At 69.4% G+C, this 20,100-nt stretch carries 32 protein-coding genes, 1 tRNA gene and 1 pseudogene; 28 read left to right on the top strand and 6 right to left on the bottom strand.

The features are described from left to right. Positions 1–2 precede the first annotated feature (2 nt). Positions 3–692 carry an HAD family hydrolase gene (locus Voc01_RS06140; protein WP_203926278.1) on the bottom strand — a complete coding sequence of 230 codons (690 nt, stop codon included), beginning with the start codon at positions 690–692 and terminating at the stop codon, positions 3–5. Then, a complete protein-coding gene (locus Voc01_RS06135) occupies positions 689–1,555 on the bottom strand; it encodes a GntR family transcriptional regulator (protein WP_203926277.1) in 867 nt (288 codons plus the stop codon). The genes Voc01_RS06140 and Voc01_RS06135 overlap by 4 nt, the downstream gene beginning before the upstream one ends. A gap of 182 nt (positions 1,556–1,737) precedes the next feature. Between Voc01_RS06135 and Voc01_RS06130 the strand changes: the two genes are divergently transcribed. Next, positions 1,738–1,968, top strand: coding sequence for a hypothetical protein (locus Voc01_RS06130; RefSeq protein WP_203926276.1), 231 nt, complete (start codon positions 1,738–1,740; stop codon positions 1,966–1,968). Between the two features lie 67 nt (positions 1,969–2,035). Here the strand turns inward: Voc01_RS06130 and Voc01_RS06125 are convergent, their stop codons facing one another. Further along, positions 2,036–2,890, bottom strand: a complete 855-nt coding sequence (locus Voc01_RS06125) for a winged helix-turn-helix domain-containing protein (protein ID WP_203926275.1) — start codon at positions 2,888–2,890, stop codon at positions 2,036–2,038. A gap of 195 nt (positions 2,891–3,085) precedes the next feature. On the opposite strand from Voc01_RS06125, the gene Voc01_RS06120 reads away from it, so the two are divergent. From Voc01_RS06120 to Voc01_RS06065, 12 genes and pseudogenes are all read left to right on the top strand, one after another. Beyond that, positions 3,086–3,820, top strand: a complete 735-nt coding sequence (locus Voc01_RS06120; RefSeq protein ID WP_203926274.1) for a GntR family transcriptional regulator — start codon at positions 3,086–3,088, stop codon at positions 3,818–3,820. A gap of 147 nt (positions 3,821–3,967) precedes the next feature. Then, positions 3,968–4,369, top strand: coding sequence for a transcriptional regulator (locus tag Voc01_RS06115; protein ID WP_203926273.1), 402 nt, complete (start codon positions 3,968–3,970; stop codon positions 4,367–4,369). Between the two features lie 161 nt (positions 4,370–4,530). Then, positions 4,531–4,704: a hypothetical protein gene (locus tag Voc01_RS06110; RefSeq protein ID WP_203926272.1), complete on the top strand. Its 174-nt coding sequence runs from the start codon at positions 4,531–4,533 to the stop codon at positions 4,702–4,704. A 215-nt stretch (positions 4,705–4,919) separates the two neighbouring features. Further along, positions 4,920–6,386 carry an FtsK/SpoIIIE domain-containing protein gene (locus tag Voc01_RS06105; RefSeq protein WP_203926271.1) on the top strand — a complete coding sequence of 489 codons (1,467 nt, stop codon included), beginning with the start codon at positions 4,920–4,922 and terminating at the stop codon, positions 6,384–6,386. After that, positions 6,383–6,640, top strand: coding sequence for a spread protein (locus tag Voc01_RS06100; RefSeq protein ID WP_203926270.1), 258 nt, complete (start codon positions 6,383–6,385; stop codon positions 6,638–6,640). The genes Voc01_RS06105 and Voc01_RS06100 overlap by 4 nt, the downstream gene beginning before the upstream one ends. 18 nt (positions 6,641–6,658) lie before the next feature. After that, on the top strand, positions 6,659–6,832 hold the full coding sequence (locus Voc01_RS06095) for a hypothetical protein (protein WP_203926269.1): 174 nt from the start codon (positions 6,659–6,661) through the stop codon (positions 6,830–6,832). Then, positions 6,829–7,200, top strand: a pseudogene (locus Voc01_RS06090) (hypothetical protein); the annotation flags it as partial. The gene Voc01_RS06095 and the pseudogene Voc01_RS06090, both read left to right, overlap by 4 nt. A gap of 538 nt (positions 7,201–7,738) precedes the next feature. Continuing rightward, positions 7,739–7,990 carry a hypothetical protein gene (locus Voc01_RS06085; RefSeq protein WP_203926268.1) on the top strand — a complete coding sequence of 84 codons (252 nt, stop codon included), beginning with the start codon at positions 7,739–7,741 and terminating at the stop codon, positions 7,988–7,990. After that, a complete protein-coding gene (locus Voc01_RS06080; protein ID WP_203926267.1) occupies positions 7,987–8,184 on the top strand; it encodes a hypothetical protein in 198 nt (65 codons plus the stop codon). The genes Voc01_RS06085 and Voc01_RS06080 overlap by 4 nt, the downstream gene beginning before the upstream one ends. After that, entirely contained in the window at positions 8,168–9,883 is a 1,716-nt protein-coding gene (locus Voc01_RS06075) for a replication initiator (protein WP_203926266.1), read from the top strand. The genes Voc01_RS06080 and Voc01_RS06075 overlap by 17 nt, the downstream gene beginning before the upstream one ends. Further along, complete coding sequence (locus Voc01_RS06070; RefSeq protein WP_239159985.1) at positions 9,880–10,065, top strand: helix-turn-helix domain-containing protein; 186 nt, start codon at positions 9,880–9,882, stop codon at positions 10,063–10,065. The genes Voc01_RS06075 and Voc01_RS06070 overlap by 4 nt, the downstream gene beginning before the upstream one ends. Position 10,066: 1 nt before the next feature. Beyond that, complete coding sequence (locus Voc01_RS06065) at positions 10,067–11,398, top strand: site-specific integrase (RefSeq protein ID WP_239159984.1); 1,332 nt, start codon at positions 10,067–10,069, stop codon at positions 11,396–11,398. Here Voc01_RS06065 and Voc01_RS06060 read toward each other — a convergent pair. The 3 genes from Voc01_RS06060 to Voc01_RS06055 form a co-directional block, all read right to left on the bottom strand. Then, positions 11,372–11,444 (bottom strand) — tRNA-Ala (locus Voc01_RS06060). The genes Voc01_RS06065 and Voc01_RS06060 overlap by 27 nt on opposite strands. A 100-nt stretch (positions 11,445–11,544) precedes the next feature. Continuing rightward, positions 11,545–11,673, bottom strand: coding sequence for a DLW-39 family protein (locus Voc01_RS52865; protein WP_239159983.1), 129 nt, complete (start codon positions 11,671–11,673; stop codon positions 11,545–11,547). Positions 11,674–11,844: 171 nt separating this feature from the next. Beyond that, complete coding sequence (locus tag Voc01_RS06055; protein WP_203926264.1) at positions 11,845–12,408, bottom strand: hypothetical protein; 564 nt, start codon at positions 12,406–12,408, stop codon at positions 11,845–11,847. A 132-nt stretch (positions 12,409–12,540) separates the two neighbouring features. Here Voc01_RS06055 and Voc01_RS06050 point away from each other — a divergent pair, with 132 nt between their 5' ends. From Voc01_RS06050 to Voc01_RS05980, 15 genes are all read left to right on the top strand, one after another. Next, positions 12,541–12,780, top strand: a complete 240-nt coding sequence (locus Voc01_RS06050) for a helix-turn-helix domain-containing protein (protein ID WP_203926263.1) — start codon at positions 12,541–12,543, stop codon at positions 12,778–12,780. Between the two features lies 1 nt (position 12,781). Then, the gene (locus Voc01_RS06045; protein WP_203926262.1) at positions 12,782–13,042 is read left to right on the top strand and encodes a hypothetical protein; all 261 of its coding nucleotides are present in this window, start codon (positions 12,782–12,784) and stop codon (positions 13,040–13,042) included. Positions 13,043–13,112: 70 nt separating this feature from the next. Continuing rightward, complete coding sequence (locus tag Voc01_RS06040; RefSeq protein WP_203926261.1) at positions 13,113–13,268, top strand: hypothetical protein; 156 nt, start codon at positions 13,113–13,115, stop codon at positions 13,266–13,268. Next, positions 13,265–13,894, top strand: coding sequence for a hypothetical protein (locus Voc01_RS06035; RefSeq protein ID WP_203926260.1), 630 nt, complete (start codon positions 13,265–13,267; stop codon positions 13,892–13,894). The genes Voc01_RS06040 and Voc01_RS06035 overlap by 4 nt, the downstream gene beginning before the upstream one ends. Beyond that, a complete protein-coding gene (locus Voc01_RS06030) occupies positions 13,891–14,202 on the top strand; it encodes a hypothetical protein (RefSeq protein ID WP_203926259.1) in 312 nt (103 codons plus the stop codon). The genes Voc01_RS06035 and Voc01_RS06030 overlap by 4 nt, the downstream gene beginning before the upstream one ends. After that, complete coding sequence (locus tag Voc01_RS06025; protein ID WP_203926258.1) at positions 14,199–14,540, top strand: hypothetical protein; 342 nt, start codon at positions 14,199–14,201, stop codon at positions 14,538–14,540. Before Voc01_RS06030 ends, Voc01_RS06025 begins: the two co-directional genes overlap by 4 nt. Then, on the top strand, positions 14,537–14,992 hold the full coding sequence (locus Voc01_RS06020) for a hypothetical protein (protein ID WP_203926257.1): 456 nt from the start codon (positions 14,537–14,539) through the stop codon (positions 14,990–14,992). Before Voc01_RS06025 ends, Voc01_RS06020 begins: the two co-directional genes overlap by 4 nt. 86 nt (positions 14,993–15,078) lie before the next feature. After that, positions 15,079–15,915, top strand: a complete 837-nt coding sequence (locus Voc01_RS06015) for a hypothetical protein (protein WP_203926256.1) — start codon at positions 15,079–15,081, stop codon at positions 15,913–15,915. Then, a complete protein-coding gene (locus Voc01_RS06010) occupies positions 15,912–16,376 on the top strand; it encodes a hypothetical protein (protein ID WP_203926255.1) in 465 nt (154 codons plus the stop codon). Before Voc01_RS06015 ends, Voc01_RS06010 begins: the two co-directional genes overlap by 4 nt. Continuing rightward, positions 16,373–18,067 carry a UvrD-helicase domain-containing protein gene (locus Voc01_RS06005; protein ID WP_203926254.1) on the top strand — a complete coding sequence of 565 codons (1,695 nt, stop codon included), beginning with the start codon at positions 16,373–16,375 and terminating at the stop codon, positions 18,065–18,067. Before Voc01_RS06010 ends, Voc01_RS06005 begins: the two co-directional genes overlap by 4 nt. Next, positions 18,064–18,285, top strand: coding sequence for a hypothetical protein (locus Voc01_RS06000; RefSeq protein ID WP_203926253.1), 222 nt, complete (start codon positions 18,064–18,066; stop codon positions 18,283–18,285). The genes Voc01_RS06005 and Voc01_RS06000 overlap by 4 nt, the downstream gene beginning before the upstream one ends. Then, entirely contained in the window at positions 18,282–18,467 is a 186-nt protein-coding gene (locus Voc01_RS05995) for a hypothetical protein (protein WP_203926252.1), read from the top strand. Before Voc01_RS06000 ends, Voc01_RS05995 begins: the two co-directional genes overlap by 4 nt. Continuing rightward, a complete protein-coding gene (locus tag Voc01_RS05990) occupies positions 18,467–18,859 on the top strand; it encodes a hypothetical protein (protein ID WP_203926251.1) in 393 nt (130 codons plus the stop codon). Before Voc01_RS05995 ends, Voc01_RS05990 begins: the two co-directional genes overlap by 1 nt. Then, positions 18,856–19,203, top strand: coding sequence for a YfdP family phage-associated protein (locus Voc01_RS05985; protein ID WP_203926250.1), 348 nt, complete (start codon positions 18,856–18,858; stop codon positions 19,201–19,203). The genes Voc01_RS05990 and Voc01_RS05985 overlap by 4 nt, the downstream gene beginning before the upstream one ends. After that, the gene (locus Voc01_RS05980) at positions 19,200–20,024 is read left to right on the top strand and encodes a DUF2303 family protein (RefSeq protein WP_203926249.1); all 825 of its coding nucleotides are present in this window, start codon (positions 19,200–19,202) and stop codon (positions 20,022–20,024) included. Before Voc01_RS05985 ends, Voc01_RS05980 begins: the two co-directional genes overlap by 4 nt. The last annotated feature ends 76 nt before the right edge of the window (positions 20,025–20,100 follow it).

The raw sequence follows: 20,100 nt of genomic DNA, 5'->3' as shown, positions 1-20,100 counted from the left end.
GGTCATCCTTTATTCAGGGCGTCGACGAGTTCCGTCATCGCGGTCACGGTCGCGTGTGCGCCGACGTGAGCCTGTGCCTCGCGTTTTCCGGGTTTGTTCGCGTAGCCGATGGCAGGCACACCAGCGGCACGTGCGGCCTCAATGTCGCTGATCGAGTCACCCACCAGCACAGCGTGGACCGCGCCTATCCCGATTCCGGCGAGCGCTTGCCTCGGCAGATAAGGGTCAGGTTTGAGGAGCCGCGGGTCCATGTCGACGCGGCGGGCGACGACCAGGTCGACGCAGTGGCGCAACTGGTGCCAGTCGAGGTAAGCGGCAACGGCCTCGACCGAGTTGTTGCTGACGACCGCGACCGGCCTGCCCGAAGCGCGGACGGATTCCAACACGTTGGTGGCTCCTGGAGTCGGTATGGCGCTACCGGCGGCCACCACCTCGCAGTCGCGCAGGGTCTCGGCGGCAAAGGTGGCGATCTCCGGAGAGCAGACCTCTCTGTAACGGCGAAGCAACTGCAACGGGCCGTCGACGTCCGCCAGCATTGGCACCTCGCCGAACCGGGCTTCGATCGCGGCGCGAAGGTCGGCGGCAACCTGCGACGCCGGATACGCAGCGAATAGCGAGCAAATCGGCCCGTCGAAGTCGAGCAGTATGACGCGGGCGCGGCTGAGTACGGCAGCCAACTGGTCGTCGGTCACAGGGGGTGGTCCCTGGCGATCGTGTTCCAGACGCTGTCGAACCAGGTTCGGGACTGGTGGACGTACTGGCTGTTCAGTGACTCGGTCTCGTCGCTGGCGGCGAAGTGGAAGAGCGGCACGTCCTTACCCAACACATCATAGATGGCGGTGGGCTTGCTCTTGACTGTCACGCTGCGCTCGACCACGGGGTAGAAGCCGAAGAAGGCTTCCTCGTTGTTGAGGATGTAGACCTTGAACAGGGCTGCGGCGCCGTGGCGGCGGACCTGCGCGGTCGCGGACCGGACCAAGCCGAGGTCCGCCAATTCCTGAACCGATTCGATGATGGCCTCGGTGCTGCGGCGGGTGATGCGTTCGGCCCGTTCCCGCACGCCGGCGCTATCAGCTCCCCTCTCCACCGGTGACGGGACAGCGGCCGGCGCGGACAGATCGGGCAGCAGGATGCGGATCGCGATCGACTCCGGGGTGAGGCGACCGGCGCGGATCTTGTCGAGCGGCTCCTGGATGGCGCCGTGCAGCGTCTCGCCTGAGAAGCCGGCGAAGTCGATTGAGACGTGGGTCCGCTCGAACGCGGCCTCGACGTGCGGCCGGAGTCCGACGGGCCGCTCGGTCTGGGCGCGCACGAAGGCGCCGCTGCCCTGCCGGGTGACGATCAGACGCTCGTCGCGAAGAGTGCGGAGCGCCGACTTGACGGTCTCGCGTGCGACTCCGTACCGCTCGGCCAGTTCGTTCTGGGAGGGCAGGCGCTCGCCGGGTGCGAACCGTCGAGTGAGGATGGCCGCCCGGAGCAGGTTGGCGATCTGCTGGGATGCCGGCCTCGGATCGTCCGGCTCCAGATCGCCAAGCTGACCGAGATCGACGCTCATGGGCGCCACGTTACAGCCTGGCTAGCCAGGCTAGAAATATCGGGTCACGCGCCTTGCGAATCTCCGCCAGCCACGCTTACGTTCAAATGACTAGCCAAGACGGCCATGTGATGTAGAGAAGCTCATTGACCAATTGGTCCTCGACGTCACACGCCGCGCGGCCAATCGAAAGGAGTCACCTCTTGAGAAGACGCAGGCGGTCGTCCCGGCGGCCCGTCGACTCCACGTCGACCGAAGTCGACGCCTCCGAACAGACCTACATCATCAACCTGACCACGCTTGCCGTGGACTGCAACGATGCCCACCGTCTCGCCCACGCAATCCTCGACCGACTGGCCGACCTGCCCGGCCTGCTCCGCATGTCGACGACGGTCAGTTTCGAGGAGCCGGTCAATCGAGTGATGGTCAAGTAAGACCACCCAATCGAAGTGGCCCATCCGACCCGCCGGGTGGGTCACTTCCGTTCGCGGCGGAGGTCCGTCACGCCGCCGGCGGACGAGCCACGGCCCATACGCTGTTGAACCACGATTTGGCCTGGTCAACGTACTGCGTGCCGATGTCGTCGGCCTGGTCTCCGAGGACGAAGTGAAACAGCGGGACGTCCTTACCCAGGACGTCGACGATGTTGACGGGTGAGTCCTCGATCGTGACCGTGTGGGTCACCAGCGGATAGAAGCCGAAGAACGCTTCCTCGCCGTTGAGTAGGTAGAGCTTGAAGAGCGCCGCGGTGCCGTGGTGCCGGATCTCCACACTCGCGCCCCGCGTCAGGCCGAGTTCGGCGAGTTCGAGCACCGATTCGACGATCGCTTCGGTGTGGCGTGCGGCGATCCGGCGAGCGCGTTCGCGGATCTTTGCCTTCTCCCCGAGGTTGCTGGCGTCAACGGGCGACGGCACAAGGGCCAACGTGGTGAGGTCCGGAAGCAGGATCCGCACGGCGATCGACTCCGGGGTGAGCATCCCGGCTCGGATCTGGTCCAGTGGCTCCTGAAGCGCGCCGTGCAAGGTCTCCCCTGAGAAGCCGGCGAAGTCGACCGTGACGTGTGGGCGGGTGAACGCCGCCTCGATATGCGGGCGAAGCCCGATCGGACGCTCGGCCTGGGAGCGCACGTACGTGCCGCAACCCTGCCGCGTCACGATGCGGTGCTCGTCTCGGAGGATGCGCAGCGCCGATTTCACGGTCTCCCGTGCGACGCCATATCGCTGCGCCAGCGCGCCTTGCGACGGAAGGCGGTCACCGGGTGCGAGCTGCCGGTTGACGATCGCGGCCCGGAGCAGGTTCGCGATCTGCTGCGACGCCGGTCGGGGGTCGTCTGGGTTGAGGCCATCGCCAAACATGACTGTACGTTACAGCTTGACTAGCCAGGAAGAAACATATCTAGCTCGATGGCTTGCTTGGCCAGCTAGGTGACCGTACTTTCCTTGATGGCTAGCCAAGTTGGTGAGCGGTCATCGATGCGCTGCTCACCTCGCAGATTGCCCGGGGCGGACGCGGCCATGCTCGTCCGCCTCGGCGCTTCAAGGGGGGCAGGCATGGAACAAGCCACGCGACTCGACGCCCTACCGCCGAAGTACGTCGGCATCATCAACGCCATCCAGTCGCGGATCGAGAACGGCACCTACGAACCGGAAGCGATGCTCCCCAGCGAAGCCGCACTCACCCGAGAGTTCGGCGTGGCCCGACCCACGCTGGTCCGCGCGCTGAACTACCTCCGTCAGCACGGTTGGATCAAAAGCCGGCAAGGACTGGGGCGGTTCGTGCTGGGTGTGCCGACCGTCGATCGGCGCCACTCGACCTGTCACGGCCTGGCGCTCTTCAACAAGTCCGAAACAGCTCGCCCGACGGAGATCCTGGCGGCCGGTACCGTCGCGGCTCCTCGGTCCGTTGCCGCACCCCTCGGTGTTCCGACCGGAACGCCGATCGTTGTCCGGCGGCGCCTTGTCCGGTCCGCTACCGGCGACCCTGTCGAGTTGGGGACGCTGTTTGCGCCGACCGAGGTCGCGGTCGGCACCGGGCTGGGTGACAAGCGGCTGATTGACGAGAGCCTGATGCGACGACTGCGACATCTCCCGATCGACCGGGTTAGTCAGCACGTCACCGCGCGTCGGCCGTCCGCGAACGAGGCTCGATTGCTGGCGACGGGGTCCAAGGAGTGCCTGCTCGTCATCGTGATGCTGCTCCGCGTCCGAACGGGTCGGGCGCTGGTCGGAGCTGAATTCCTCCTGCCTGCCCGGCTAGGTCTGGACGAGAATTTCCCGGCGTCCTAGCGCCTCTGCCTGCTGAAACGTCATCCGTGATCTTCTCTCATAACTTGACTAGCCATATTGGTTGACTAGCCAAGTTAGCGTGGCTAGTCTTACTGACATCGATCGATCCCGCAGCAGTGGGAAACGGCGACAGCTACAGGAGGAGTGGTGGCGCTCAAGGGTGGAACCCGGTTCAGCGTCGGGTTCGCAGACGTCTTTCCGTCCGGCTGTGTGATGGGGCCGGACACGATCATCAGCAAGGTGACCGACTTCGAGAAGCGCGGTCGCGCCGATGACCAGGACATCGACAAGGTGACGGGGCAGCGGGTCTGGTCGGTCCGGGTCATGGATCTGGATCCCGACCTGGAGGGCCGCTCACGCGAGGTCGTGGTCAAGCTATCCGCGCCGGTTCAGCCGGTCCCGCCGGTCGGCGCGTTTCAGCAGGTCGAGTTCGAGGGCGTCACGGTCACGCCGTGGGTCAACGACAAGGGCCGGATGCAGTACTCGATCCGGGCGACCGGCATCGTCGCCCCGAAGCCGGAAGGTCGGCCGTCGCGCGGCAACGCGTGAGCAAGGCGGCTCGGGTGGTCGTGTAGCCGTAGGAAGCCAGACCACCCGGCCGGTTCGATCCATCGCAACTCGGACGGGGGTTCAGATCCGTGGCCTCAGCAACGGCAGTGACGGTACGGGCCGCATTCAAGGGACGGGCTCAGAACGAGGCAGCAGCGATCGTGCGGCGCTGGCTCCGGATCCTCGGAGAGTCGCACGACACGATCGATCGGCTCCACCGGCAGGTCGAGGAGATCGGCGCCGAGGAGCTGTCGGTCCCGCTCGGCAAGGCGCGGAACGAGCTGCGCGAGGCGTTCATCATCGTCTTCGTCGCGTGGCGCCGACTCCAGCCGTAGCGCAATCACCTGCTCCGTGACCGGAGCGTCAACACCTGCACCAAGCCATCGAGTGGGTGCGGGGCGGTCTGTGTAGCCGTAGGAAGCCAGGACCGCCCCGCGCTCGCCCATCGCAGACGGGCAAGGGAATTCAGACTATGTCGTCGCTTCATGCTGCCTCGACAGCGGTCGGGGCGCGCGCCGCAAGCACGGCGCGGGAACGGTTCAGCACTCCAATGATGATCGCGCTGGCGGTGTCCTGGCCGCTGCGTCATCCTCGTACGACCTCCACGGCTGCCGCCGGCTGGCTGGCGTGGCGCGCTTCCGCTCGCGTCGGCTACCCCGGCTGGTGGGGCCTCGTCGCGCTCGCACTCGTCCCGGTCGTCGTGTTGGCGGGCTGGGCGCTGATCCACCGCTCGTCGTTCCGGGCGCACGGTTGGCCGCGCGCCTTGGGATGGTTGCGACGGTGGACGGTCTACGCCCCGGCGTGGCCGCTGTGGATGCGTCGCTGCCATCTGACCACACGGGACGAGAACGGGCGTCACCTGGTTCCCAAGCTCGCCCGTGTGCGCTGCACGCCGGCGCTCGATCGGCTGCTGGTCGAAGTTCCGATCGGTGCGACACCGGAAACCTTCGTCGACGCGGCGGACCAGATCGCGAACGCGGCCCGATCCGAAGAATGCCGCGTACGCGTGGAAAGCCCCGGTCGGGTCTGGATCGAGATTCGCCGGCGGGACCTGCTGGCAAAGGTCGTTCCCGTCACGCCGTTGCCGCCCGATCGGTTGGCCTTCGTCGACCACGGCGTGCAGCTCGGCCTCCGTGATGACGGTCTGCCTTGGCGGGTGCCCGTCCTCGACGTCCATCGCCTTGTCGCCGGGCGCTCCCGTTCGGGCAAGGGATCGCTTCTGTGGGGCGAAATCATCGCTCTCGCCCCCGCTGTCGCGGCCGGCTTCGTCGAGCTGGTCGGCATCGATCCCAAGGGCGGTATGGAGCTGGCCATCGGCCGGGACCTGTTCACCCGGTTCGTCTACTCCGACCCGGAGACGATGGTCGACGCCATCGAGGCGTTCGCCGACGAGATGGACGCTCGCGCTGACCAGCTCCGCGGCGTCGTCCGCAAGTTCGCCGTCTCGGAGGCCACGCCGCTGAAGTTGTTGGTCATCGACGAGTTGGCGACCCTGACTCTCTACGCCGGTCCGATGGTCGCCGCACGGGCGGAGCGCGCGATCGGTCGAGTTCTGACCAAGGGCGCCGCGGTCGGGTTCCTGGTTCGTGGCTACGTCCAGGATCCGCGCAAGGACACCGTCCCGATGCGCGGCCTGTTCACTCACCGCGTGGCGCTCGGTCTGGACACGCCGTCCGAGGTCGACATGGTCCTCGGCGAGGGTGCACACGCTCGCGGCGCTCGTGCGGACCAGATTCCGTTGCATGCCAAGGGAACCGCGTACGAGCTGGAGGACGGCAACCCGGAACCGTATCGGGTCCGCGCCGGCTTCCCCACGGATGACGACATTCGCGCCGTCGCTGCGGCATTCCCGGCTCGTCGGCGGGACTCGTTGTCGGCGGATCGGAGTGGGGCTCCGGCCGACGCCGTCGCGCCGCCGGTCCGTTCCGACAACGGCCGTCGCGGAAGCGGTGACAAGACGCTGATTCCGGCCTCACTGCTGGCAGCGCTGGCCGATGCCACGGAGAACGAACGATGACTGCCGATCAGCAACCGGACGGACGTCAGTTCTACCGACTCCGCACGCCTCGCGTCGACGGCAACTCGTCGGCCGTCACGGTCCGGGTCACGCCGGGCGCAGACCTCTACCTCGCGGTCGGTGCCGGCCGCCGACGCATGTACCTGACGCCGGATGAGGCGTGGGCGCTGTGGCGCTGCCTGTCCGAGGCCGTCGCGTCGCTCGGCCAACCCCCGGAGTGGATCCGCACCACCGTCCCCGCCAAGCCTCGCTGACCGACTGGAGCGCTCGACATGAAGCCCGATCGACGTCGACCGACGCGGGACAACACGCGCACCGGTCGCCTCTTCTACGGACCAAGCCGGCGCCGGTACGACGCCTACACCGACCCGGTCATCGAACTGGCAACCGAGATCCGCAATCGCATCGTGGCCGAGGATGCCGACGGGTTCGGGTGGGAACGGTGACCGGACTCGCGGAGCGAATCGAGGGCCTGGTCCTCGTGGTCATCCTGCTCGTCGTGGCCGGGTTCGCCGGCGCCGCCTCGTTCACCCACGTCAAGACCTGGACCATGGACAACTCGCCGGCCGGCACCGGTGAATGGTTCGGCTGGGCGAACGCCGTCATCTCCGAACTCGTGCCGACCGCCTGCGCGCTCGTCATCCGCCGTCGACGCCGACTCGGCCAGCCCATCGGCTACCCGCTCGGCGTGCTCGTCGCCGGCGTCTCCCTGTCCCTGGCCGCGCAACTCGCGGTCGCCAAGCTGAGTCTTTCCGGCTGGCTGCTGTCCGCGGTTCCGGCGCTGGCGTTCGTCGCGCTGACCAAGCTCGTCCTGACGACGCAACCGGCTTCGGTGGGGCAGGCCACCGTCACCGAGTCGTCGACAGACGAGGCCGTCGCCGTGGTGCCGAATGTGACCGTTCCCGCCCGTACCAACGGCGCGGTGCTGACCGCAGGGGTGATCCGATGAATAGTCCACTGTGGACCACGGCGCTCAACCTGGCTCGCGCACTCAACGATCGCCGCGTCACTGGCTGGCGGTGGCAGCGACGGCCGTTGACCTGCCCGGCTTGGTGCGCACGCGACCACCGGTGCACGGCCCGGCTCGGCTACCCGTCCGGTGAGCACCGCTCGGAACCGATGATCTGGACGACCGGCTACGGAAGCGTTGCTACCACTGCGGTTCAGCGCATCGACGGCGCCGCACGGCTGGAGCTGCGAACCACAGTTCGGCTCGACCCGGCCACGGCCAGCGCTGCGGCGAGAGCCCTGCCCGCTGGCGTCGACCTGATGATCCGTGCCGTGCTGGCGGCGAACGGAGCTACCGGGACGACGCGTGCGCTGGCTGGCCCTGAGCGACGGGCGGTCAGCCGATGACGTGGGTGCGTCCGGTGTTCTGCTCCCGCTGCACCGCGCTGGCCGTCGTCCTCATCGAGGGCGGACGACGGGGCCGGTACGCGATCCGCTCGGCCGTCGCGTGCGAGCGGCACCGGTCGGCGGTCGAGAAGTGGGCCGCTCGCGGTGGCCGACTCCGCGTGACCGAGGTCGAGCAGCCCACAGCGAAGACACCTCGCCCGGTGCAACAGACCCTGTTCAACCTCGACGGAATCGGAGGCACGCCATGACCGACCGCATCTACCCGCTGCCCCGTCCCGACGACGATCCGAAGTTCACGTACGGCCTGCTGTTCGACGTCCGGCAGGTCCTCATCGACCACGGCTACCCGGCCCCCGAACACGGCCGGGATCTGGTCAACCTGCAACTCGCCATCCTGGACTTTCTCTACGGACAGCGGAGCGGCGATGACCACGACGGTTGAAACTCCGCGTCCCGGTTCCCGGGCGGCCCGGATGGCGTTGCCGCGCTCGGTTGAGGTGCTGCGCGAGATCGCCGGTGAGTACGGCGTGTGCATCCGCCCGGTGTCGATGCGCCGCACCGATCTGGATACCGGGCAGACCCAGATCATCGACCTGCCCTGCGGAGCGACCCGGGAGGACAAGTGCCCGCCGTGCGCCAAGCGCAACCTGCGGCTGCGGCGGGCGCAACTGCGGGAGGGCTGGCACCGATCTGACGAGCCGTTGCCCGGCCCGGACCCGGCGACCGAGGAACAGAAGGCACTCGTCGTCCTGCGCGCGCACTTCGAGTTCGCCCGTGCCGACGCCACCAGCCGCGCGGACTGGTCCGAGGTCGAAGCCATCGATGCAGCGATCACGGAGGTGGAAGAAACCCTTGCGGCGGAAGGGCTTCGCGGTCGGGTGGCACCTCCGCACACGGACCCGGATGGCGACGGCCAGGCCGACGAGGGCAAGCGTCGTACTCGGTCGACCCGCCGGCGGCAGGATGCTCCAGACTTACCGCGCAAGAAGGTGGAGCGGCGCACCCTCGGCCGGGTCTACACGGCGCCGGACGGGTCGACCTACCAGCCGTCGATGTGGCTCACCCTCACCCTCGACAGCTACGGGCCGGTTCTATCGGACGGCACCCCGGTTCACCCGGACCGGTACGACTACCGGCGCGCGGCCTGGGACGCGGTGCACTTCCCCCGGCTCCTGGACCGGTTCTGGCAGAACCTCCGCCGGTGCGAGGGCTGGAACGTCCAGTACGCCGGCTGCGTCGAGCCGCAACGCCGGCTGGCGCCGCACGCCCATTTCGCGATCCGAGGCACCATCCCTCGCGACACCCTGCGGACGGTGGCGGCGGCCACCTACCACCAAGTGTGGTGGCCGGATGCCCGCGAGCAGCGGTACACCGCCGACGATCCGCCAGTCTGGGACGAGTCCGCCGGCGCCTGGGTCGACCCGGCCACCGGTGAGCCGTTGCAGACGTGGGCTGATGCGTTGGACGCGATCGATCAGACCGAGGACGCCCAACCGGCCCATGTCGTCCGGTTCGGCTCGCAGGTCGACGCTCGCGGCGTGATGCCGGGAACGGGCGAGGCGGAGAAGACGATCCGCTACGTCACGAAGTACATCACCAAGCAGGCCGGCGACGTCCATACCCCGACCACCGATCGGCAGCGGGGGCATCTCGACCGGCTCTGGCACGAACTCCGCACAACGCCATGCACGGACCGGTGCGGCAACTGGCTGCTCTACGGCATCCAGCCGAAGAAGGCTCACGCCAAGCTGAAGCCGGGACGGTGCAAGGGAAAGGTTCACCAGCGGGCCACGCTGGGCATCGGCGGCCGGCGCATCCTCATCTCCCGCGACTGGTCCGGCAAGACCTTCGCCGACCACAAGCACGACGCCCGTGCCTGGGTCCGCGCTCTCCTTGGCGTCACCACCGACCTCGACCACGCCGGCGACGGCCAGGTCGACGAGGACACGCCAGCGCCGGCGTCGCGGCATGCCTGGGAACTCGCCCGGCCAAACGATCCCGACGTCCCGCCGATCGGCCATCGGCTCTTGCGATCCATCTCCGAACGGGCGCAATGGCGCGCCGAACTCCTCGCCGCCAAAGACAGGGCGGCACAGCGAAATCTCTCGGCAACTGGCGCCAACGGGGAGGGCGAGCAGTGAACGTGCACCGGATCGAACCTCTGTGGACGGTCGAAGACGTGTCGGCGTTCCTCGGTGTCCCGGTCAACACCTTGTACCAGTGGCGGCACCGCCGGACCGGGCCGCGGGCATCTCGGGTCGGCCGGCATCTGCGTTACGACCCCGCCGACGTTCGCGCGTGGTTCAGCGAGAGGGCGGCCTGACATGGGCGTCGACGATCTCTGGTATCTGTCGAAGCGAGGCCCGGGCAACAAGCGGATCCCGTCCCAACGACACGGGCGCGGCAAGCGCTATCGCGTGCGGTACCAGGATGCCGCCGGCGAACGGCGCGAGAAGCTGTTCGATCTCAAGCGCGACGCCGACGACTGGGATCTGACCGTCCGGACCGGCCCGACGGACGAGAGCAAGGTTGACCAGTCGGAGCGGCTGCGGACGTTCCGGGAGTACGGCGAGCGGTGGCGCCTGTGTCGTGAGGTCGGCTGGGCGGTGGAGACCCGAAAGCGCGTGGAGTCCAACCTTCGCTGCAACCTGTATCCGCAGTTCGGCGACAGCGCTCTCCGCGCGATCACGCTCACGGATGTTCTGGAATGGCTGACGATTCGGCTGGCCGAGGGCACCCCGAAGACCTCGTTGAAGCTGTATTTCGAACTCTTCGACGCCGTGCTGACCGGTGCGGTGGCGGACAAGGTGATCCCGGACAACCCCTGCGACAACATCAAGATGTCGAAGATCCTGCGCGGCTTGTCCCGGGCGCCGAAGTGGGTCCCGACCGAGGATCAGGTGCTCAAGCTCATCGACAACATCCCGCGCCGATACAAGGCGGTGGCCTGGCTGGGAGCTGGCCAAGCGTGCCGGCTCGGTGAGGCGCTGGGGATGGAAGACACCGACCGGTGCATCGACCGCGCCAACGAGGAGCTGAACATCGTTCAGCAACTGCGCTACTCACCCAAGGAGCACGGCGGGTTCTACCTGGGCGAGCCGAAGGCCGGCTCGTCCGGGACGATCGACCTCGATTCGGTCGTCGCCGAAGTGCTGGCCGACCATGTGAGCCTGTTCCCGCCGCTGGAGATCGAGCTTCCCGACCTCACATCCGGTGAGCCGGTCCACCGGACAGCGCAACTCATGATCAGCACGACGCGAGGCAACCCGTTCACCGACCGAACCTGGTCCCGCGAGTGGGCCGGCTGGCGAGACGCTGCGGGCTGGCCGACACACGGCACGTTCCACTCGCTCAGGCAACTTCTGCGCGACCACGCACATTACGAACCACGCCGACCCGAAGGACGTTCAGCGTCTCCTACGTCACAAGTCGCTGGGGATCACGTTGGAGATCTACGTGCACTGGTGGCCGCGTCGCGATCGTCAGCGAGGCCTGATCGGCAACCTCCTGCGGGCCGCATCTGCACCGAAGACAGCCGGCGGCACAGCATGAAGATCAAAGCCAGAGTGTGCCCAAAGTGTGCCCGACGATCTTGGCGTCACAAACACCCTGATCAGGAGGCTAGAAAGTGGAGACGAGGGGACTTGAACCCCTAACCCCTGCCTTGCAAAGGCAGTGCTCTGCCAGTTGAGCTACGCCCCCAGTGGTAGCGGTGCCGACCCCGGACCGTGGCCGGCACTGTTACCCGTCAATGATCGCTCGGGCTGCTGGGCGGCGCCAGCAGTTCGGCGTGTGGCGTGGGCTAGCGCAGGTCGGGGGCGGTGGTGGCCTCGTGCCAGAGGGCGCGCTCTTCGTTGGCCGTGCGCACCTTGCGGACCACGACAGCGGCTACACCGAGCACGCCGGCGACGATGAGAAGCTTCTTCAGCATGGGTTGTCTCCTCATGGATTCAACTGGTGGGGCTAGCTGGAATCGAACCAGCGACCTCAGAGTTATCAGCTCTCGCGGTCTGTACGTTGTTCGGTCCCGACTTCTCACCGTGCCCTGCGTGAGCACAAAACCAGTAGCTCTGTACTGCGTGACAGGTGGAGCTTAGCGGGTCTACTCGCCGCCGGAGGGGCTGCCCCGCGAGGCCGCGTCGGCCACTTCGCGGATGCGCTCCTCGAATAGGTCGATGACGGCCTTGGTCAGCTGGATCTTCTCGTCGGCGGAGATCGGCAGCAGCTTGATCCGCGCGACCTCGGCCACGAGTTGCGCGCCCGGCGACGTCGCCACCCTGGCGTCGAGCGCTCGAGCGATCGCGTCCGCGACGGCCGGTGACGCCTGCGTCCCCGGCGGCGTGTTGAAGGCGAGCGCCTCGTCGAGCTCCGACCCGAACGGTGCGGTCACCGAGGGCCTGGATGGATCGCGGTGATAGGTCACGGTCGCGATCGGGCCCTGGCCGTCGATCACCCGCTGGATGCTGCCGGCCGCCCAGTCGAGAGCCTGCTCAACCTGGGCCCACTTCGTATCGGAGATCTTCCGGGTGCCCTTTTCCATGGCTTCCCAGGTGTTCCGGGCCATGGCGCCAGGGATTCGTTCGAGGATGGCGGGCACGCTGAGGCCCATCTCAAGCCGCCGCTTCCGGACGGCCTGGGCCAGGTTGGGCCAACCTGCGTCATCCACGGTCGTGATGCTCCCAGCTAGATCTAGCTAAGTCTAGCTGAGTTAGCACTTTCGGGTCATTCACTCATCACCTTGCGCAACTCATGTAGGCAATGTTGCTCAAGCTTGCGCAACTCAGCTACAGTCGGCGTCATGACGAACCCCGCCACCGTGGCGCCGAGCGCACCGGTCGAGATCGACGCCGCGGCCCTGCGCGCCGCCCGCGACAAGCGGAGCCTGACCCAGGCTGAGCTGGGCGGACTCTGCGGCATCACCGCCCAGTACGTCAGCCAGCTCGAGACGGGCTTCCGGACGCGCGTCAGCCGCCCCGTCCTCACCAGCCTCGCCGGCGTGCTCCGCGTCCGGCCCGAGACGTTGCGCAAGGCTGCGTGACATGGCATCACCCGCGCAGCGCAGCCTCGCCGCCGCCGTCGGCTCCCTGACCCGCTGGTCCCGCGTCCATGGCGCGGACGGCCGGCGGCAGGCGACCCAGGCGATGCGGGACGGCCGCCGCCGAAAGCTCGAGCAGCAGGCGATCGAGGAGGCCGGGCGCCAGCTCGCGCCGGACGAGCTGGACGAGGCCGTCGAGCGGCTGAAGAAGGCGCACTACCGGCGCATGGCCCTGGCCTCGGCGAAGGCCCGCGCCGCCACCTAACAGACCAAACGGCCGCCAGCGTGCACCCGCCGACGGCCGTCCATCGCACCGCAAACCGAAGGAGATCACGGTGACGAACCTGATCGTACTGCCCATCCCGGCCGGAGCCGACGGCCTCGACCCGACCCCCGTCGACGACCTCGAGGTCGACCACGACCCGTGCGCCACGGCCGACCTGGACGCCCTCCTCGACGAGGCGTTCGGCCCGATCGGCGGTGCCCGGTGAAGGCCCGCATCGGCCCCGTCGCCGCCCAGGACCTGCAGCCCGGCGACATCGTCCACGAGTACCTCCTCGGCGTCGAGGTCGACGACGACAAGGCCCTCGACGCCGTGCGCGAGTACGCCGAGGTGCGCCACGTCGAGCCCGTCGTCGGCCGCAACCAGGTGCTCGTCGTATTCGCCGGTGGCAAGACGGTGACCTGGCTCGACCACGGCGACATCCAGCTGGCCGACCCCGACGCCTACGAGCAGCACCAGGTCGCGATCCGCGACCAGCAGGCGCGCGAGACCACGATCGCCCGGCTGCAGCGGCTGATCGCGCTGATCCAGAGCGGTGCGCCGGTGGGACCCCGGTTGGAGGTGAAGTTCGGCGGGCTGTCCTCGCCTGAGGCGGTGCGCCAGCTGGCGACGCTGCTCGGGAGCGAGGTCGACGAGCGCGAGAGCGAGTACGCCTTCACCACGTCCCTCGACTGCGAGCTCGAGAACGGTCTGTTCGAGGTCTACGCCCACCACTACCGGCACAAGACGCTCGCGGAGCAGCGGGCGTACCGCGAGCAGAAGGCCGCTGCTGAGGCCGATCTGCCGACGGAGGACGAGCACGACCGGGCCGTCCTCGCCGGCGGTGCGGCATGACGGGGCCGGAGCACTACCGGTACGCCGAGCTGCTGCTCGACCAGGCCGCGGAACTGCCCGCCGACGACGACCTGCAGCACTACTACGTGGCGAAGGCGCAGGCGCACGCCACGCTCGCGCTGGCCGCTGCGACCGCGATCCCGAACGTCGGGCCGATGCCGGTCCCGGACTGCGAGGCGTGGGAGCAGGCCGCCGGCGAGGAGGCTGCTCAGGCCCGTCGTCTCGCGACGGCCGAAGAGCTGGACATGCTGGCGCCGCTGCCGAACCCGGAGCCGCCGTCGAAGCCCACCCACGGGATCCCACGGTGATCGTCGCCGAGCCGACCGGCGGCATGCAGCCGGGCATCCCCGACGAGGCCTACGTCTACACCCTCGGCGCCGTCTTCCTGGCCGTCTGCCTCGCCGTCTGCGCCCACCAGGCGTGGAAGGCCATCCGCGCCACCCGCTGGTACCTCCGCCGCCAGCGGCCGACCCCAGGCCAGCGCGTCGACGCCGCACCCTCCCGCCCGACCGGCCGAGCACTCGGCCGCGCGGCCGTCCCCAGCGCGTTCGACGCCCTCGTCGCCGCCAACCCGGACCTCGCCGCCGTCGACATCGCACGCCTCGCCGACCTCTACCTCATCCCGGCATCCGAGGAGCAGTCGTGATCATCGTGGCCATCTTCCTCACCGCCTCCACGGTCATCGTCGCCGTCGCCGGCATCGTCGCCTCCGGCGCCCGCCTGACCGACTGGTGGCGCCGCCACAACGCCGAGGTCACCCGGCTCGCCGACCCCGACATCCCGCACCGCACCGACTCGCGGTTCGCCGCGGAGCTGGCCCGCCTCGCCGCCGACCTGGCCGCCGGCCAACCGGAGACCCCGCGGCCGTTCGCCCTGCCGGTGTCCGGCCGTGCCGACCGCGACGTCGTCGACCGGGCCGCGGTCGCCGCGCACGGCGCCGACGAGACCCGGCCGCTCCAGCTACCTCCTCCGCCGGTAGCCGAGCACCGGGGCCGGCACGCCGCACCCGAACGCGACGACGTGCTCGAGCAGCTCGCCGCCAGCGGCTGGCCGCGCACGCAGCTGCGCTCCAACGCGTTCCGCCACAAAGGCTCCTGACCTCACTCCTCATCCGGCGCCAGGCCGGCAGCCCCCGGACTACCCGGGCCTGCCGGCCGCACCGCCGCCAACGGAAGGCACACACCATGAACAACCGCCGCGGCCAGAACGGCCAGCAGGGCAACAACTTCCAGCTCGGCGACTATGTCGACGTCGCCAGCCGCATCGCCGAGTTCCGCGCCAAGCACCCCGACGGCTCGCTCCAGCCGCTCAACCCGGACCAGCCGTACCGCATCGAAACGATCGGCGGCGACACCTTCGTGGTCTACGCCGCCGTTGCCTACCGGACCCCGGATGACCCGCGCCCCGGCATCGGCATCGCGCAGGAGGCCTACCCGGGGAAGACCCCGTACACGCGGGGCAGCGAGCTGCAGAACGCCGAGACGTCCGCGTGGGGTCGGGCGATCGTTGCGACGCTCGCGGCCGACACCCGGCGCGGTGTGGCGTCGGCCGAGGAGGTCCGCAATCGCCGCGCCGAGCGTGAGGAGCCGCACGGCCAGGGCCAGCAGTCCGAGCAGGCCGTCAGCGAGCAGCGGATGGGCCGGGCCCGGAAGGCGATCGCGGAGGCAACCGACGCGGAGGGGCTGGAGAAGATCGGCCGCTACGTCAGCTCGCTGGTCGACGCGGGCAGCCTGACCAGCGACGAGGCGGCCGAGTTGCGCACAGCGCTGGCCGCGCGGTTCGACGCCATCGCCGACCCGAACATGATCACGAGGCCGCAGTCGACGCGGCTGCACCTGCTGATGGGCCAGGCTCGCATCACCGACCGCGACGAGAAGCTGAAATTCTGCACGGCCGTCGTCGCCCGTGAGATCACCTCGACCAACGACCTGACCAAGGCCGAGGCCAAGCAGGTCATGGACGCGCTCGAGCAGGCCGCCGCCGAGCCCGTCGGCGCCGAGCCGGTCGGAGCGAACGCATGACCGCCCCGACCCGCGCCGACCTCGCCCACCGCGCCCTGTTCTGGGCCGCGGTGGCCGAGGAGGCCAAAGCCCGCGCCACCGCCGCCCGCACCCAGCTCGACGAGCAGGCCAAGGCCGAGTACGCCGCCACCGGCGCCGCCTCGACCTGGCGCGTCCCCGGCGTCGGCACCATCCCCCTGTCCCTCACCCAGGACGCGGTCGTCGTCGACGACGAGGCCGTCTACCTCGCCCACGTCGCCGAGGCCTACCCGACCGAGATCGAGACGATCCGCCGTGTCCGGCCGGCGTTCGACGAGCTGCTCCGCAAGAGCGTGCTGCAGGAGCCGCGCGACGTGCCCGGCCTGCGGATCGTCCCCGGCGGCCGGCCCAAGGGCATCTCGGTCCGGGCCACCACGTCGGCGAAGGAGTCCGCGGCCCGGCTCGCCCGTACCTTCCTCGACAACTCGGGCGGTGGCGCGTGAGCCACACCCCGACCCCGGAGCAGGCCGCCATCGTCGACGCCGCGGCGGCCGGCGACGACCTGGTCGTCGAGGCCGGCGCCGGCACCGGCAAGACCTCGACGCTGAAGCTCGTTGCCGGCAGGTTGGGCCGGCAGCGCGGCGTGTACATCGCCTACAACAAGGCGATCGCCGACGACGCCCAGCGCTCCTTCCCCACGTCGGTGCTGTGCAAGACCGCCCACGGTCTCGCGTTCGGCCCGGTGGGTCGGCAGTACATCTCGCGGATCAAGGGGCCGAGGATCCCGGCCCAGCATGCCGCGCAGATCATGGGCATCCGCGAGCCGGTGCAGCTGGAGAAGGACCGGCCGTCCATCGCGCCGCAGCACCTCGCCAGGCTGGTCGGAGAGACGCTGCAGCGGTTCTGCTACAGCGCCGAGCAGCAGATCGAGCGGCGGCACGTGCCGCTTGTCAACGGCATCGACACCGAGCCGCAGCGAGCCGAGCTGGCGCGGTACCTGGTGCCGATCGCCCAGCGCGCGTGGGACACCGAGATCGTCCCGTTCTCGGGCCGGCTCCGCTTCACGCACGACATGTACCTGAAGATCTGGGCCCTGTCGGAGCCGCAGCTCGGCGCCGACTACGTGCTGCTCGATGAGGCCCAGGACTCCAACCCGTGCGTTGCCGGGCTGGTCACCGGGCAGATGGCGCAGCGGATCTGGGTCGGGGACCGGTCGCAGGCCATCTACGGCTGGCGCGGCGCTGTCGACGCGATGTCGAAGGCGCCGGGAACCCGGCTGATGCTGAGCCAGTCGTTCCGGTTCGGCCCGGCGATCGCCGACGAGGCCAACAAGTGGCTGTCGATCCTCCGCGCGCCGCTCCGGCTCCGCGGGTTCGAGCGCCTCGCCTCCGAGGTGTGCGACCAGGTCGCCCCCGACGCGGTGCTGTGCCGCTCCAACGCCGAGGCCGTGCGGCAGGTCATGTCGTACCGGATGGCCGGCGCACCGGTCGCCCTCGTCGGCGGCGGCAGGGACATCATCGCGCTGGCCGAGGCCGCCGACGAGCTCCGCACGATGGGCGCCACCCAGCACGCCGAGCTGTGCATGTTCCAGCGCTGGTCGGAGGTCCAGGACTACGTCGAGCAGGACTCGGCCGGCTCTGACCTGAAGGTCGCCGTCAAGCTGATCGACACGTACGGCGCCCGGCAGATCGTGCAGGTGCTGCGGGACCTGGTGCCCGAGGACCGTGCGTCTGTGGTCGTCTCGACGGCGCACAAGGCCAAGGGCCGCGAGTGGGACCGGGTGCAGATCGCCGACGACTTCCGCGAGCCGGTGGCCACGGAGGACAACCCGCACCCGCAGATCCCGCGCGAGGACGCCATGTTGGCGTACGTCTCGGTCACCCGCGCACAGCGGGTGTTGGGCCGTGAGGGCCTGAAGTGGGTGGACCACTGGACGCCGTTCAACCCGGCCCAGCCGTCCGTCGACGAGCTGCTCGACGCGTCCAGCCTCGGCACCCCTGAGGCTGTCGCTCTCCGCGAGGCCGGCCGTGAGGCGCTGTCGGCGGAGCTGACCGGGATGCCGGAGGAGCAGGCCGACTGGGACGCCACGGCCTCGCCGGCGCCGTGCCCGCGGTGTGGCGGGTCGGGGAAGTGCCCGTGCGACCCGGCCGCCCTGCGCCGCTGGCTCGAGCTGACCGGCGCAGGTGCGCGGTGAGCACGTTCCGCGCTCTGGAGGACCGCCTGGCTTACCAGGCGGTCGGCCTGGCCCAGGACATCCGGGACGACGTCGCCGCCGCTCACCGCAGGATCCGCCGCCTCGACCGCCTGGAGCTGGAGCAGTTGTGCTGCGTGCTGGCGGCGATGGCTCCGGTCGACAAGCCGCTGCGGGAGATCGCGTGGTGGCGAGACCTGGACCGGGAGGACGCGGCATGAGCCCTGTTCCGCCCGGCAAGGCCCGGACCAGGGCGAAGACCCACCTGTACGTCCGCGACCCGAACGTGCCCGGGTTCTGCACCTGCGGCCTCATCCGCAAGCACGTCTCGCACGAGGTGCCGCCGGTGAGCGGCGAGCAGCTCGCCGACGAGGCGCGGCGGCTCGGCGAGCGGGAGACGTGATGGACCTGTTCGACCTCGCCCCGTTCTACGTGCAGCCGCCCGCCCCGTTGGAGCCGCTGACCACCGGTGAGCGTCGCCGCCAGCGCCACGCTGAGGCCGCCGCCGGCGGCTTCCACCCGCTGTACGCCGCCCTCGGCCTGGTCCTGCGGCTGCACCCGGACGCCGGCCCGTACGCATACCCGGCCGCACCTGGGCTGCGGTGCGGCGGCTGCCGATTCCGACGCCTCGTCTCCGGCGGGGCACGCACCTACCCGAAGTGCCTCTGGCCCGACCCGGAGGTGCGGCCGGCGCGGGGGTGGCCGCGCCTCACCCACGGCCCCGGCACCGACATCCGGGCCTCCTGGCCCGCCTGCGTGCACCACGAACCCACACCCGAACGAGGAGACCCATGACCCAGCAGGACCAGCAGGTGCGGCCGTTCTCGGCTGTCCTGACCGAGATCGGCGGCGGGAAGATCCACGCCCGCCTGTCCGCCCAGCTCGCCGAGCTGACCGCGGCCGTCCGCGACACCGGCAAGAAAGGCGAGATCACGATCAAGGTTCGCGTCGAGCCGCTGAAGAAGGCCGACCAGAACACCCTCGTCGTGACTGCGTCGAGCACCGCCAAGGTCCCTGAGGGCGACGACGCCTCTCCGACGTCGGTGTTCTTCGCCGACGCGTCCGGCAACCTCCGCCGCGACGACCCCACCCAGCCCCAGCTCCCGCTCGCCATCGTGCCCGGAAAGGCCACCGCATGACCCTCGACGCATCCTTCATCGACCAGCTCACCGACGTCGTCCGCGACGGCGCCATCGGGCAGGAGCTGACCCGCGGCGAGCTGTACGCCTTCCGCCTCGGCGACAAGGTCCAGGTCGTCGACCTCACCACCGACCAGTACCGCGACGTGCCAGCCCGCAAGACCGGCACCGTCCACGTCCGCGACGTTGGCTCGTTCGTCGCCTACTGGGCGAAGCACTCCACCAAGGGCGTGTCGGAGGTGTACGCCGACCGGGGCCGGTGCACCGTCACCGCGGTGCTCGACGCCCATGCAACCGGCATCGCCGGATGGGGTGAGCACCGCCTGGTCCTCACCCTGGTGCACTCGTCGGCGTTGACGGCCTGGCTGGGCGCCGACGGCCGGCTGATGCCCCAGGAGCAGTTCGCCGAGTTCCTGGACGACAACCGCGCCGACATCCACTCCCCCTCGGCCGCCGAGATGCTGGAGATCGCCCAGACGCTCGAAGGCACCACCAAGGTCGACTGGCAGGCCGGCCACCGGATCGCCGACGGCCAGCGCCGGATCGGGTTCGTCGAGACGTCGACCGCCCGGGCCGGCCAGAAGGGCGAGCTCGCGATCCCGACAGTCATCCAGGTCGCTGTGCCGGTCTTCGAGGGTGCCGAGCAGGCGCACGTGCTCGAGGCGCGGTTCCGGCACCGGATCGAGGGTGGGGCGCTGAAGCTCGGCTTCAAGTTGGCGCGGCCTCAGGACGTCATCACCAGCGCCTTCGACCATGCGCTGGGCGAGCTGGGCGAGGCCTGCGACGCGACGGTGCTCCGGGGGACGCCGGTCCCGAGGTAGTCCCGGTCGACGCGTGGCCCGGGGCTGGGGTATGGCTCCGGGCCACGCGCGTACCGGCCAGTCGATCAACGTCTAT

It is taken from the genome of Virgisporangium ochraceum, assembly GCF_016863655.1.
Taxonomy (GTDB): Bacteria; Actinomycetota; Actinomycetes; order Mycobacteriales; family Micromonosporaceae; genus Virgisporangium; species Virgisporangium ochraceum.
Note: the sequence above shows the minus strand (reverse complement) of the source record. Positions and strands in the feature narration are given on the sequence as shown.